Below are 13,730 nucleotides of genomic sequence, written 5' to 3'. Positions count from 1 at the left end.
CCGGCCGCCGCTATGCGGCACACCGCCCACCTCTGCGATCAGAGGTGGGCGGTGCGACGTGCGGCGAACTGGTGTCAGGACGGGCCGAAGACCATTCCTACCAGGGTGTACACGAGATTGATCAGCTGGCCGGGGATGGTTGATTCGTCCATGCCGAGCGCTTGCGCCAGGGGCACGAGCAGTGTCATGACGGTGGTGATCGGGCCGCCGAGCGTGCTCAGATCGAGCTCGGATTCGTCGGGCGTCGCCCCGTTTTTGGGGCTGGTGCCGCGGTTCTTCGGGGTGGTGGTGGACGGTGCGGCGGGAGCCTCGGGTGACGCGGTGCGGGCCGGGGCGTTGGGAGACGCGGTACGGACGGGGGCTACCGGAACCGGATTCGCGATCGGGACCCGTGCGGGGATCGGAGCAGCAGTGGCAGGCGCGTTGGCGTCGGCGGGAGCCGGGTCCTCGGACGGTGCCGTCAGATCGCTCGAGCCACTGGGAGGCGCGGGTGAATCAGCCGGTGCCCGGTCGGGCGCGGGAGCCTGGGCGGGTGCCGGTGCCGGTGCCGGTGCCGGTGCCGGTGCGGGAGCGTGGGCGGGCGCTTTCGCTCCCGGCGTCGCAGTCGTCGAAGCGGGCGACTGGGCCGGTGCAGGTGTCGTCGTGTCGGACTCCGGCGTCGGCGCGGCGGTCCCGCTGGGCTTCTTCGACGGCTGCGAGGGTTCGGCCGGATCGGTGGTGGGCGCCGGCGCGCCGTTCGTACCCTCGGCAGGAGTTCCGGCGCCGTTGGGATCCTCGGCCGGGGCGGAAGCTCCGTTCTGGCTGCCTGCCGGTCCGGGCGCGGGTGCGACGGTGCTGGGCGAGGGGGCCTCGGTCGGGTCGGCGGCAGGTGCGCGCTTCGGTTCCTGAGCGGTCGTCGCGACCGGTACCCGACCCGGCGCGGCGGCGTAGGCGGGTATCGGCTTGTTCAGCAGGAACCCGACGACGCCGGTCGCGATGGCGACAGCGTGTTCGAGCTGGCCTTCGCGCGATTCCAGGCGGGCCGCGTCGTCGACGTTGGCGCCGTTGCCCATCTCGACGAACACCAGCGGCACCTGCGTCAGCGCCGGGCCTGCCACGTCCTCGCGGGTCTGCAGGCCGGCCTTGACGCCCGCGTAGTTCGCGGGTGAGAAGCCGGCCGCCAGGTAGGCGTCGCGGACCGCGCTCGACACGAGTCGGCCACCGCCGGACTGCGCCTTGTCGGCGATCGAGTCGGGAATGGGGAGCTGCGGCACGATCATGTGGAAGCCGTGCTGGTCGGGGCCCGCGCTGTCGGCGTGAATGCTCACCGCCACGTCGGCGCCGGACTGGTTGGCGGCGCGGGCGCGATCGTCGACGCAGCCGCCCCACCCGGTGTCGTCGGCGCGGCTCAGCACCACGTCGGCGCCCAGCGCCTCCAGAGATGCGCGCACGAGCTGGGCGACATCCCAGTTGATGGTGTGTTCGGGGATGCCGTTGAGCGAGGTCATGCCGGTGGTCTGGCAGTCCTTGGTACCGCCGCGACCGTTGTCGACCTGGCGGCTCAGGTCCTCGGAATGCGCCGACCCCTGGTGACCGGGGTCGAGGAAGATCGTCTTACCGGCGAGCTGCTCGCTGGTCGCTGGTTCAGGGGCGGCGTGGGCGGTCACGGGGACCAATCCCGACAGCGACACCACCACCGCGGCGGAGACGGTAGAGCAGATTCCGGCCTTGATGATGTTTGGTTGCATGTTCGGTCGGTGCTCCGGGACCGGAGCACCCCTCCCTTCCCATTGGTAACACCTGGTAACACCAAACCCAGTGGTTCACTCTTGCAACGATGGCAACCACAGGGCAAGCACAGTTACCGAAATGTAACTGGATGGAAGTATCAAAAGACGCTGGTCGGATGCCCAGCTGAGCCATCAGCGGGCTACGTCAGGCAACTTCTGGCAATTGGCGCAGCGATCGCAGCGCGTAGTGGACCCGGGTCTTCACGGTCCCGATCGGAACACCGAAATCGGCGGCGACTTCCCGGTAGCCGCGGTCGTGCAAGATCACCTCGGTCACGGCCGCCCGCTGCGGTTCCGGGAGTCGGGCCAGCAGTTGATCGACCAGCAACCCGTCGACCAGTCCGTCGGCGAAATCCGGTTTGCCGCAGACGGACACCTCCGTGATGTCGTCCCAGCCCACATCACCGGGGCGGACGGCTCTGGCCCGCACGATGTCGATGATGACGTTGTGTTCGATCGCCAACAGCCAGGTCCGCACGCTGCCCTTGCGACCGTCGAAGTCGTGACACGAACGCCAGCCGCGCAGCAACGTCTCCTGCACCGCGTGCTCCGCCAGGCCCGCGTCGCCGAGACTGCGCATGGCCCGCCAGTGCAGCAGACCGCGATCGGTGGCCAGCACCTCGCCCAGCCCGTCCCTGGTACACAGGCGCGCGCAGTGCGCACCACAGGAGTTGTCCGTCATATGGGGTTATCGCGGCGGACCGCGCCGATGACAACGCCGCGCGTTAAGCGACTCTTCAGGATCCTGCTGGGGTCGTACCGGAAGGTAGTTCTTGCGAGCCCGGCCGGGCCTGCTCCAGGAGGGGGGAGCAGGGACGCCGGGCTCGTTTCGTTTCCGGGCCCGATCATCGTGGGCTCGCGCATTCGAGCGAAGTCCAGCACGATCGGACCGGGGCGACGACAATCGCCCGCGAGGAGCGAACAACGTGGACATCCATGCATATCCGACCGACGCGCAGACGCCGGTCGACCGGGCCGAGGCCACCCGCGTGGCGGCCGAACACCTACCAGCCGACCTGCCGGGTCACGATCGACAGATCATCGAATTCGCCGACGGCTTCACGGTTTTCGCGGTGCAGCCGTTGCACGCGCCACCGGATCGGCCGATCCCGATCGGCGGCTCGGTGTACGTCATCGACAAGGCGACCGGGGCGGTGTCGTTCTGGCCGACTTATCCGTCCGGTGTGATCGCCGCGCACTACGCGCTGCTCCTGGCGGCGGGACAGCTGGTCGTCGCCGATTCCTGGCCTGATCAGGACTGATCGAGTAATTCACGAGGTCTCCTCGGTCGAGTGGCCGGGCGACGCAGCGCGGCGAGCCCGCAGGCCATCGTCAGTGCGATCGACAGTGCGCCGAACCAGTCGCCCCAGCGGACGTAGGGGGTGCGATCGCCGGCGGTGCGGATGTCGGCCAGCACCGTGTGGGTTTCGGTGATGCCGGTGCGGACCGAGGCGCGAACGACGCCCTGTGCGTCGATGGCGGTCAGCTCGCCGAGTTGGGCGGGGCGGGCGATGGCGATGCCCGATTCGACGGCCCGCACCGCCGCCATCCGGCTGTGTAACCAGTGATCGACGCTGAAATCCAGCGCGGGTGCGAGCAGGAGCGTCGCACCGTCGGCGCGGTTCTGGCGAACGAGGGCCGGGTGGTCGAGGTCGGCGCAGATCGCGAGCGCCCAGGAGCGGCCGGGAATCCGGACCGGGATCGCACCGCGTTGTAGGCCGGACTCGAGCCCGGGCACGAGATATCGCTTGGCATAGATGGTTTCGTCCGGATAGGCGATGGCGGCGTTGACGGTGCCGCCGGGTTGCTCTAGTTCCAGACCGACGACCACGTGGACGCCACGGCGAGCGGCCACTGCGGCGAGCGGGTCGCGCAACAGGAAGAGTTCGGATCGTCGTGCATGCCATGCCTTTTCGGAGAACACGATGACCTCGGCGCCCTGATCGGCGAGTTGGTCGACGGCGGTGACCGCCTCGGCGATCATCCGCGCACCATCGGGCGACGCGACAGGAACGTACATCGGCGGCTGCGCGAGAGCGACCAGTCCTACCCGCGTCACCGGACCGTCGCTCGCCGCCGCGGAACACCACAGACCTGTGCCGATGGCGAGGGTGACGACCACGACTGTCACGCCCGCTGTCGCCAGCCGACGTGGCGTTCGGATGCCGGGTGCCGTCATCGTGCCGACAGCACCGGGTACCGCGAGCACGAGGAAGCTGATCCCCCACACACCGGCGAGCGAAGCGATACGCACGATCGGGTCGACCCCGGCCTGGGAGTAGCCGATGCTCCACCACGCGCCGATCCCGCCGACCAGACCGAACAGGAACTCGGCGGCGGTCCATGCGGCGGGTAGCGCAAGCACGGCCCACCCGAACCTGTCCTGCATCAACAGCTTTCGGAACAGCGCCACGCAGGCCCCGAAGGTGAGTGCGCTGCCGACCAGCAGGGCGACGGCGATCACCCTGGGTTGCTCCAGAGTGTCGGAGAAATAGGACCAGTATTCGGCGTTGCCGCCGAGCCAGGACAGCACCGCCGCCGCGTACGCCGCCGGCGCCGAGCGCCGTGGGGCCAGCCACAGCACCGGGAGCGGGGCGAGGAGGGCGACTCCGGGGACCGGGTGCAAACCGGTGCCGATACTCCACAACACCGCCGAACTCACGGTGGCGGCCGACCACGCCGTCAGCTCCCGACCGGGCATTCGTCGGCCGGTTCGCCCGGAGAACTCTTCGCGCACAGCCTCTTCAGTAGATGTCACTCGACAATCGTCACGCTGGAGAGGGTCCTCGCACATCGCCCGTGCGAGCGGACCCGCCTCCCTCTCGCGAGTGAGATCACCTCACTCCACCCGGCAATTGATTGTCCCCCGGCGCCACCATTCCGGATTCGTAGGAGAAGACCACCGCCTGCGCCCGATCGCGCAGCCCCAGCTTCGAAAGAACCGAGCTGACATGGGTTTTCACGGTGTGCTCGGTGACGACCAGCCGCGCCGCGAGTTCCGTGTTCGATCGGCCGGCGGCGAGTTCACGCAGGATGTCACGTTCCCGCGGCGTCAGCGCGGCCAGCCGCGCGGACGCCTCCGGGTGAGCACGCGCGCGTCCGGCGACCTCGGCGATCAGCCGCCGCGTCACCGAGGGGGCAAGCAGCGCGTCGCCGGCTGCGACGACCCGGACCCCGCCGATCAATTCGGCCCTGCGCGCGTCTTTGAGCAGGAACCCGCTCGCACCCGCCCGCAAGGCGGCATAGACGTACTCGTCGACATCGAACATGGTGAGCACCAGCACTTTTGCCGCGGTCTCCGCGCAGATCCGAGCAGTGGCCGCCACCCCGTCCAGCCGGGGCATCCGCACATCCATCACCACCACATCAGGGGCGAGCCGCCGGGCCGCCGTCACCGCTTCCACCCCGTCGCAGGCCTCCCCCACCACCTCGATGTCGGGTTCGGATTCCAGGATGAGGCGGAACCCGGCGCGGAACAATTCCTGGTCGTCGACAACGAGAACCCGCACCGTCAACTCCTCTGTGCCAGTGGCAGATCGGCCGACACCACGAACCCGGCACGCGTCGGTTCCGCCCGCAGCAAGCCACCGCACGCCTGCACCCGTTCGGCCATCCCGACCAGACCGAAGCCCGTCGCGTCGGTGTCACCCCGCGCGCGTTCCACGGCGATGCCGTCATCGGCGATCCGCACCCCGAGCCGACCCGACGACCAGCTCAGCGCCACGTCGACCCGCGTCGCCTTCGCGTGCTTGCCCGTATTGGTCAGCGCCTCCTGCACGATCCGGTACGCGGCGGCGTCGGCTTGCGGTGAGATCGGCAGGCGGGTTCCGTGCTCGGTGAAACGCGCGGCCAGACCCCCGTGTTCGGCGAGGGCCACGAGATCGGCGATGGCCGCCACCCCGGGTTGATGCGGCGGATCGTCCTCGCGGAGCACACCGATACTGTGGCGCAGTTCCCGCAGGGCATCACGCCCTCCGTCGGCGATCGCCGCGAAGGCCGCATCGGCATCCGCCCGATCGAGCAGCGGACCGGTTTCGGCGCGCACGATCATCGCGCCGACCGTGTGGGCCAGACCGTCGTGCATGTCCCGAGCGATCCGCAACCGCTCGCGGACCACAGCGGCCTCGCGCTCGTCGTCGAGACGTCGTGTGCGTTCGGCGAGCGCGTCGATCTTCGCCTGCTTCGCACGGACGCCCGACCCGAGTGCCCAGGCCGTCATGAACGACATCGCGGCATAGGCGTACGAATCAGCGGGCTCGCGTGGCACCAGCAACGACACCAGAATTCCTACCGCGACCAGCACGAAGGTCATCCGGCGCTGCCGTGCGGAACAGTACGCCGCGATCGTGTAAACACAGACGACCGTGCCGAACGGCAGCACCGGCAACGCGTGCACACAGCCGAGCGCCGTGATGGCCGGTCCGACCACGCACAGCACACCCACCGGCGCCCGACGCCGCCACAACACCGGCGCCGACGCGAGCACCGACAGCCCGACAACCCACCACGCCGCACCGACGACGAGCGCGGGCACGACGCTCGCGACCGTCACGACAGCAGCGATCAGTGCGTCCAGCGGCGACGGATGTTCCCGAGGTACTCCCACGACGTCCCAGTCTGTCCGGAAACAGTCCACCGCACCTCACTCTCCAGAGTGATTCGATGTCCAGCACCGCGACCGTACGCTCAGGCATAGGGTGGAATTCGACGCGGCAACATCCGGTGACCAGCGACGATCATGCTCGACCAAGAACGAATTGCATACATAGCGATGTGTGCATATGATTGCGACCGATCGGACCGCAGGAGAAGGGGAACGCGATGGGCGCAGGACACGGGCACGACCACGGGGTATCGGCCGACAGCGATCGACGCTGGCTGGCCGGCGCGCTGGCGGTGATCGTCACTTTCCTGATCGGCGAAGTGATCGTCGGCGTCATCGCCGATTCGCTGGCACTGCTCTCCGACGCGGCACACATGACCACCGACGCCGCCTCGATCGCGCTGGCACTGTGGGCGATCCGGCTGGCGGCGCGACCGGCGACCGGGCGGATGACGTTCGGCTGGAAGCGGGCCGAGATCCTGTCGGCCCAGGCCAACGGGCTGACGCTACTGCTGCTGGCACTGTGGCTCGGCTACGAGGCGATTCGCCGGCTGTTCGAGCCGCCGGAGGTACACGGCTGGCTGGTGTTGATCACCGCGCTGGTCGGCGTCGTCGTGAACGTGCTCGCGACCTGGATGATCAGCCGCGCCGATCGCACCAGCCTCAATGTCGAGGGCGCCTACCAGCACATCCTCAACGACCTGTTCGCGTTCATCGCCACCGCCGTCGCCGGTCTGATCATCATCCTCACCGGCTGGGTCCAGGCCGACGTCGTCGCGACGCTGATCGTCGTGGCGCTGATGATCAAGGCCGGGATCGGGCTGATCAAGGCGTCGAGCCGGATCTTCCTCGAGGCCGCGCCCGAACACCTCGACCCCGCGCAGATCGGCCGCGACATGGCCGCACGCGACGGCGTCACCGAAGTCCACGACCTGCACATCTGGGAAATCACCTCCGGCTCCCCCGCGCTGTCGGCCCACGTTCTCGTGCAGCCCGGCCACGATTGCCATGCGGTCCGCGAGGACATCGCGCACATGCTCGACCACGATCACCACATCGAGCACGTCACCCTGCAGGTCGACCACGCCAGCCCGAAACTGCTCGACATCGGCAACCGCGACTCCCACCCGTGCGCCGACTCGCACGGCCCCAAGCACGTGTCCGAACAGGCCCCGCACACCCACTGACGAGGGAAGGCCCCACACCCGTCGGGTGCGAGGCCTTCTCGTCGGTCACGCGCTAGCGAGGACCAGGTCGTTTCATCGACCTATGGGGCTGATTCAGCCGCCGAAGGAACCGGTCCACAGGGTGTCGACCAGCCCGTGCAGTGCGGCGCCGAGGGTGTCGAAGAGGCCGCCCAGGGCAGCGCTACCGGTGTCGATGATAACGGGGATCATAGTAATTCCTCTGTTTCTCGCATAGGCCCAGCCGGAGCTGGCTTACGAATGGCATATCGACACTCAAACGCGACGGGTTACGGATTTTCCGATTTAGTGACACTGGTAACAGTACGGCCACAACGACGCCCCCACCTGGCATTTTCGCGCGATACCCACTGTTCCTTAATTAATTCTGAGAACTCTATGAGATTCGTATTGCGACATCCGATAAGGCCGCATTTCCATTGCCCCAAGAAATAGGGGCGCCGCTACACAGCGTCACACACAAATGCGAATAGGCCGGTCAGGCGGTTATCGGTCAGCCAGCCGGGCAGGTGTTCACATAGGCGTGGCCGGGGAGGGCGACCAGCCATTCCTCGCGGGTGATCGGGGTGGTGCCGCTGGCGCAGATCCGATCGGCTTCGGCGGCGGCGTCGGTGCGCCATTGACGCAGGGTGCCGTCGACCGCGGACTCGGTGAGGACAGCGCCCTCCGCGGCGAAGGCGAGCATGGTGGGTTGCCGGTGGCGCTGCCCCCGGGCGATGGTGGCGTAGGCGGTGGGGTGCGCCGGGTCGGAGTAGTCCCAGAGCAGGATGGTGCCGCTGACGATGTCGTCGATGGCGAGCAGGGTGCCGTCCGGATCGAACGCCACCGAACCCGCCGACCCGTTGGCACCCACCGGGGCGGCGAGGGCACGCGGCGGCGTACCCGGCGTGCCGAGTCGGTAGACGAAGGCGCCGGAGAGAGTGCCTACCGCGAGCGTGTTGCGCGAACTCAATGCCAGCGCCATGGCCTGTCCCGGGGTTCGCAGATCGGACAGTTCGGCGATCGGCTGCGCGGTGGAGGTGGTCGAGAAGACGCTGACATTGCCGGTGCGGTGGCTGCCCACGGCGAGCAGGCCGCCGTCCGGGCTGAACGCGAGCGAGGTCGGGTAGCCACGACCGAATCGGATACTCGACCGCAGTCGGGGTTCGCCGGTGACGTCGAAGATGTCGACGGTCTGGGTCATGCTGCGGCCGATGGCCAAGGCGCCGTCGGGGCTGAACGTGATGGCGCGGATGTCGACGCCCGCGGCGCTGAGCGGCGCGCCGAGACGACGCGGAGTCACCGGGTCGGTGATGTCCCACACCTGGATCGTGGATTCGGTTCTGGTGACCGCCCTGGCCGCGTTCGGGGCGATCGCGACGACGTCGATCAGCCCGGCGGGGTCGCCGTCCAGCAGCGCTCGATCAGTGGCGTAGGGCGTTCTGGCCAGGCTTCGCAGGTGGGGGAACAGGTCCGGTGGGAGGGCGGGCTGGTCGAGCGGAAACCGGAACAGCGTCAGCGAGCTGGTCGACACGACCGGACCCGGCAGCTCGAACACATGCACGGCATGGTCGAAACTCGTTGTCACCAGCGACTTTCCACCGCGCAGGAAGCGTGCCCGCGCGACCGTGTCGATCGGGAACGTGACCAGCTCCTCGCCGGTGTCCAGATCGCGAATGCGCGCCCGGGTGTCGCCGCCGACGATCACGGCGGATCGACCGTCCCCGGTCAGTGATACGTCGAGGTATTCGTTGGCGCCCCGCGACACGGCGGGCATCGGGTCGAAGCCGCCCGCGCCGACTCGCCAGCGCGCGACCTCGCCCGGATTGAGACCGACGGCCAGCACGGTGCCGTCGCCGTTGAACTCGACCGACCTCGCCTCCGCGCCGCCGGGCCGTTCGAGGCGGCGATCGAACGCCGGTGTCTGGTCGCGGTCGAGGGTCTCGATGCTCCAGGCGCGCACCGTGGTGGTCCAGATTCCGCCGAACAACGACGGCACCGCCGCGACGAGCGTGCGATCGCTCAGGGCGACCTCCGCACGCTGGCCCGAGGCGGACATCGTCGGCAGGGCGACCGGGTGCGCGGGATCGTCGCCGAGGCGCCAGCTCTCGATCGTCGCGCTGTGGGTGCCGATGGCGACGAACCCGAGGTCGGGACTCAGCGCCGCCGACGAAGGCAATCGGCCGGCGAGCGGGAGCTCGGTCACCAGGCGCGGTGCGCCGGGGTCGGCGATGTTCCACAACGCCGACCGCAGGTCGCCCGCGACCACCAACCACTCGTGGTCGGCGCTCAGCGCGAGACCGCGGATGTGCCCGCTCCCGGTGGCGAACCGTGGCCACCGATCGACGCCGGACTCGGTCACCCGCACCAATTCCACGGAGCTGTCGCCTTCGCCGATCGCGATCACGTCGCCCTGCGCGGTGGTCGCGATGCGCGGTGCGTCGGGATCGAAGACCACCCCGCGGCCGAGCACGACGCCGGGGCTGATCCGGATCGGCGCGTTCGTCGCGGTGTTGTCCAGCAGCGCGGACCGCGCCTCCTCGGTCGGGGCGGTGCGATAGGCGGCGAGTGCGATCTGCTGGGACAGCGCGGGATTGAGGTTGCCGCCACCGCGGGCGACACCGGCGAACAGGCGCGAATTCGACTCCGCGCGCGCGGCCGCGTTCTCGATGCGCAGCTGGACCACGTTGGTCACCGACACCACCGCCAGCAACACGGCCAGCCCGGCCGCGACAGAAACGATCCACAGCGCGAGGTTGGCCCGTGTACGGGTCCTGGCGATCGCTTCGGTCACCGTGCGGGCGGCCGAGATCCGGTCGGCGTAATTCTGTGGCGCCACGTCGGCGGCTTCCCGAAATGCCTCCGACGCGACCACCACGCGCAGCGACGAGCGCTGCGCGGCAGTCAGTTTGCCCGCGTAGCCACCGACTGCTGTCAGATTCGCACCGGACAGACCCGCGGTGACCGCGCACTCGGGATCGAGTCGACGGGGCCGCAGTTTTCGCAGCAGGGCGTGCCGCGGCGCGAGATCGTCGAGGGCGACCGCGAACGCCGCGCCCATCGATGCGCCGTTGATGTCGTTGGCCGGGGCGCTGCCGTGCGTCGAGACCGACCACCGCACACACGCGTCGGTGCCGGCCAGTCTGCTGATGCGCCAGGCCTTTTCGAGACTGTCGGTGAAGGCACGATCGGCCTGCAGGAAGCCCATCCGCGCCGGGTCGGGGTGCAGGCCGCTCGGTCCGCCCCGAACCTGGTCGAGGCGCAGCACGCCCACCTCGCCACCACCGCCGAAGCTCGCGAACAGCACGCTGATCCGGCTGCTGCGCACGACCGGGAGGGTATGCCCGGACAATTCCAGCGCGGCCATGATGGCGTACCCGCGTGCCGCGCGACCACCCTGGCCGAGGAGATGGCGCACGATATCGCCGAGCGGGGCGTTCGCACTGGTGATCGGAATGCCCGCGGGCAGCAACTGGGTACCCACCGAGATCAGACCGGCGCGTTCGGCGTGATCGAGGAAGGCCGCACACGCGTCGTCGGTGTCGATCGAACCGGTCAGTGCCCGCGCCAGCACCGCCATCGCGCGTGCCGCGGACAGATCCGCGGTGATCCGGCGGTCCTGCGCGTCGGGATCTTCGGCTTCTTCCTCGAGCAGATCGTCCGCGGCGAGATCCTTCCAGCGGGCCAGCGACTGCCGCGCCAGCACACCCGTCTCCCGCCGATGTTCCAGCAATCGGCGCGCGGCATCGGGCCCGGTCGCGACGGCGGCACGGCACAGCGCGAGCCAGCGTTGCGACGCACCGGTCAGCTCGATCAGCACCGCATCGTCGGACAACAGCGCGTCCGTCGGCTGATCGGTCGATTCGACCGCCATGTCTCCCCCATCTCCCGCCGGGCATCACCGGCGACCCTGCCGAGATGCCCCGATACGATGGAATTCCAGCACACCAACGATCGACCCAGGGGACCACGTTGTCGAGACGACACATCGCCGGACGCACCCTGACCGCCGCGGCCCTGCTCGTCACGATCCCGGTATCGGCGAGCTGCGCCGACGACGCGGACACCGGTGCGAAGCCGACAGCGGTGGTAGCGCAAGAGATTTCCGCACCGCCGCCGCTGCCCAGCGCCGACGAGGTCGGGCAACTGATGCACCGGCTGCTCGACACGACCGTGTCCAACGCCGAGAAGCTCGAGCTGATCCAGGGCATCGGGAGCGACCCCGAACTGCCGAACCGGGTCGCCGACGCGCCCCGTCAGGGCGGCGCCACCATCACGCTCACCATCACGGGTACCCGCACCGCACCCCCCGGCATGATCGCCGACGGCACCGCCTCCATCAACAACAGCCCGCCGCAGCCGCTCATCGTGAACTTCGTCGCCGAGGACGGCAAGTGGAAGGTCGAAAAGGCCTGGTACTGCCAGATCGCGTTCTCGTTCATGGTCGCCTCCCCGGCGTGCCCGACCTGATCCGCGCGGACACCGTCGATGCCGACCGAACGAACCGCTGCGGGCCGCAACCGCATCTGTGTAGGAGCCGATCGACCCGACAGGAGGCTCCGCGATGCGACATGCTCGACCCCGTACCGCGGGCCACTGTCTCATCTCGGCCCGGCCCACGGCGCGAGTCGCATCGAGAAACCGAGCCGTAGTATGCCCGGCCTCGGCCGAGCGGGGGTGCCGGGTGAGCACTGAGCCCCTGGACAAGTGGCTCGGCGCAGCGTGGAGCGAGGTCCCCGAACCCCTGCGCCCGGCGGTGGTCGATCACATCTTCGGCGCCGATCTGGTCACCATGTCGATCTATGCGGCGACCAAGGCACGCTATGTCCTGGATCGGCTCGACCCGGACATGCGCAGCGACTTCGAAGATGTCGCCCAGGACACCATGGTCGAACTCACCGCGACGCTGCCCACCGAGCGGATCCGGCACTGGAAAGCGTTGGTGCTCAAGAAGCTCCAGTGGCAGGTGCTCCAGGACCGGCGCAGTCGCACAGCCGAGAAGCGCCACCCCGGCCAGCGGGTCGACTACGAGTCGGCAGTCCTGGTGCTCGAGGATCACCGGTGCGGCGACGCCGAGAACCGGCTCGCCGACCGCGCTGTCCTGCGCGACGCACTGGCCTCGATCACGCACGCGGAGACCGCGGCCGTGCTCCGCGCGACCTTCGTGATCGCCGCGGACGGCAGCTATACCGATGTGCAGACCACCGGCGAGGTGGCCGGCGACCTGCGGTTCAGCCAGGAGAAGGTCAAGCGATTACGCGCGGCAGGCGCCAAGTTGCTGCGCGAGGCCGTGCGCGCGCAGCTCGACGACCGGGACAACGAGGAGACATCGTGATGGCGCCGGATCATGACGCGGACCGGTTGAGTCTGCCTGTCGACATCGACGTGTTGATCGCCTTCGCCGCGTCCGACGGTCCGGACGTCGACGCGGAGTCCGCCGCCGCGGGGGCACGGATCGCCGAGCGCCTGTTGCGCGGTGGCGCGGTGGCGGGCGGCTCAGCCGCGGTCGCCGACCTCGGCGCGCGCCGGGCCGTGATGGCGGTGCCCGGCTGGTCCGTGCAGCCGCTCGCCGCGTCGTCGGACAGCGAGCAGACAGCGACGCGCACCGTGCAGAAGCAGCGCGACCGGGAGTTGGGTATCGAATTCACCCGCTCGCCCGCGGGTGCGGAGCAGACGCGAATCTCGGTGCACTCGTTCGGCGCTCGGGCCGAGGCGGGCGACATCGTGCGGGTCTCGGTGCGCCTCGGCGCCGAGCGGACCGAACTGCTCGTCGTCCTTTACGCCGGTGACGACGGCACGCTCACCGGGCAGGCCGTCACCAGGGCGCTCACCATGTCCGAGGATCTCGAGATCTCGCTGTTGCCGGGCGCGGCACTCGACAGCACGCACGCATCGGCGGTGACCGATGCGGTGCGCTGCTCGCTGACGGCCGGGCGCAACGCCTGGCGCCGGGTGGCCAAGGGCCTACCCGCCGGTGATCCGGTGCGGGCAGCGATCGTCGCCGGTTTGAGCTGATCGTCGCGGGTTGTCGTGCAAGGCACGGAACCCGGCTGCCGGAGATGTTCGTCCGGCAACCGGGTTCGGATACGCCCCGGGAGGGCGCGCCGACCGGCCGGGTGGAACCCCCCTGCGGCTCCACTCGGCGAGCGGCGGCGCGGCCGTCACTCCCAGGGC

At 69.3% G+C, this 13,730-nt stretch carries 11 protein-coding genes; 5 read left to right on the top strand and 6 right to left on the bottom strand.

Features of this window, described 5'->3' with window-relative positions; all coding sequences use genetic code 11:
* Positions 1 to 74 precede the first annotated feature (74 nt).
* Positions 75 to 1,727 carry an N-acetylmuramoyl-L-alanine amidase gene (locus ACFVJ5_RS16970; RefSeq protein ID WP_379221074.1) on the bottom strand — a complete coding sequence of 551 codons (1,653 nt, stop codon included), beginning with the start codon at positions 1,725 to 1,727 and terminating at the stop codon, positions 75 to 77.
* A 187-nt stretch (positions 1,728 to 1,914) separates the two neighbouring features.
* A complete protein-coding gene (locus tag ACFVJ5_RS16965) occupies positions 1,915 to 2,451 on the bottom strand; it encodes an RNA polymerase sigma factor (protein WP_379221072.1) in 537 nt (178 codons plus the stop codon).
* A 244-nt stretch (positions 2,452 to 2,695) separates the two neighbouring features.
* On the opposite strand from ACFVJ5_RS16965, the gene ACFVJ5_RS16960 reads away from it, so the two are divergent.
* Complete coding sequence (locus ACFVJ5_RS16960; protein WP_379221070.1) at positions 2,696 to 3,031, top strand: hypothetical protein; 336 nt, start codon at positions 2,696 to 2,698, stop codon at positions 3,029 to 3,031.
* Here ACFVJ5_RS16960 and ACFVJ5_RS16955 read toward each other — a convergent pair.
* The 3 genes from ACFVJ5_RS16955 to ACFVJ5_RS16945 all read right to left on the bottom strand — a co-directional run bounded on the left by ACFVJ5_RS16955 (position 3,022) and on the right by ACFVJ5_RS16945 (position 6,375).
* The gene (locus ACFVJ5_RS16955) at positions 3,022 to 4,527 is read right to left on the bottom strand and encodes a nitrilase-related carbon-nitrogen hydrolase (RefSeq protein ID WP_379221068.1); all 1,506 of its coding nucleotides are present in this window, start codon (positions 4,525 to 4,527) and stop codon (positions 3,022 to 3,024) included. The two genes, ACFVJ5_RS16960 and ACFVJ5_RS16955, sit on opposite strands and share 10 nt — an antisense overlap.
* Before the next feature lie 76 nt (positions 4,528 to 4,603).
* Positions 4,604 to 5,284 carry a response regulator gene (locus ACFVJ5_RS16950; RefSeq protein ID WP_379221067.1) on the bottom strand — a complete coding sequence of 227 codons (681 nt, stop codon included), beginning with the start codon at positions 5,282 to 5,284 and terminating at the stop codon, positions 4,604 to 4,606.
* A complete protein-coding gene (locus ACFVJ5_RS16945) occupies positions 5,281 to 6,375 on the bottom strand; it encodes a sensor histidine kinase (RefSeq protein WP_379221065.1) in 1,095 nt (364 codons plus the stop codon). Before ACFVJ5_RS16945 ends, ACFVJ5_RS16950 begins: the two co-directional genes overlap by 4 nt.
* Positions 6,376 to 6,590: 215 nt before the next feature.
* Here ACFVJ5_RS16945 and ACFVJ5_RS16940 point away from each other — a divergent pair, with 215 nt between their 5' ends.
* Positions 6,591 to 7,559, top strand: coding sequence for a cation diffusion facilitator family transporter (locus ACFVJ5_RS16940; protein WP_379221063.1), 969 nt, complete (start codon positions 6,591 to 6,593; stop codon positions 7,557 to 7,559).
* A 511-nt stretch (positions 7,560 to 8,070) separates the two neighbouring features.
* Here ACFVJ5_RS16940 and ACFVJ5_RS16935 read toward each other — a convergent pair.
* Positions 8,071 to 11,430, bottom strand: a complete 3,360-nt coding sequence (locus tag ACFVJ5_RS16935) for a WD40 repeat domain-containing protein (RefSeq protein WP_379221061.1) — start codon at positions 11,428 to 11,430, stop codon at positions 8,071 to 8,073.
* 98 nt (positions 11,431 to 11,528) lie between these two features.
* Between ACFVJ5_RS16935 and ACFVJ5_RS16930 the strand changes: the two genes are divergently transcribed.
* The 3 genes from ACFVJ5_RS16930 to ACFVJ5_RS16920 all read left to right on the top strand — a co-directional run bounded on the left by ACFVJ5_RS16930 (position 11,529) and on the right by ACFVJ5_RS16920 (position 13,571).
* On the top strand, positions 11,529 to 12,026 hold the full coding sequence (locus tag ACFVJ5_RS16930) for a hypothetical protein (RefSeq protein WP_379221059.1): 498 nt from the start codon (positions 11,529 to 11,531) through the stop codon (positions 12,024 to 12,026).
* A gap of 214 nt (positions 12,027 to 12,240) precedes the next feature.
* Entirely contained in the window at positions 12,241 to 12,891 is a 651-nt protein-coding gene (locus tag ACFVJ5_RS16925; protein ID WP_379221058.1) for a hypothetical protein, read from the top strand.
* Positions 12,891 to 13,571, top strand: coding sequence for a hypothetical protein (locus tag ACFVJ5_RS16920; RefSeq protein ID WP_379221056.1), 681 nt, complete (start codon positions 12,891 to 12,893; stop codon positions 13,569 to 13,571). Before ACFVJ5_RS16925 ends, ACFVJ5_RS16920 begins: the two co-directional genes overlap by 1 nt.
* Positions 13,572 to 13,730: the final 159 nt, after the last annotated feature.

Origin of the sequence: Nocardia sp. NPDC127606 (assembly GCF_042671725.1) — a bacterium.
Taxonomy (GTDB): domain Bacteria; phylum Actinomycetota; class Actinomycetes; order Mycobacteriales; family Mycobacteriaceae; genus Nocardia.
This window is presented reverse-complemented; position numbering and strand designations above follow the sequence as displayed.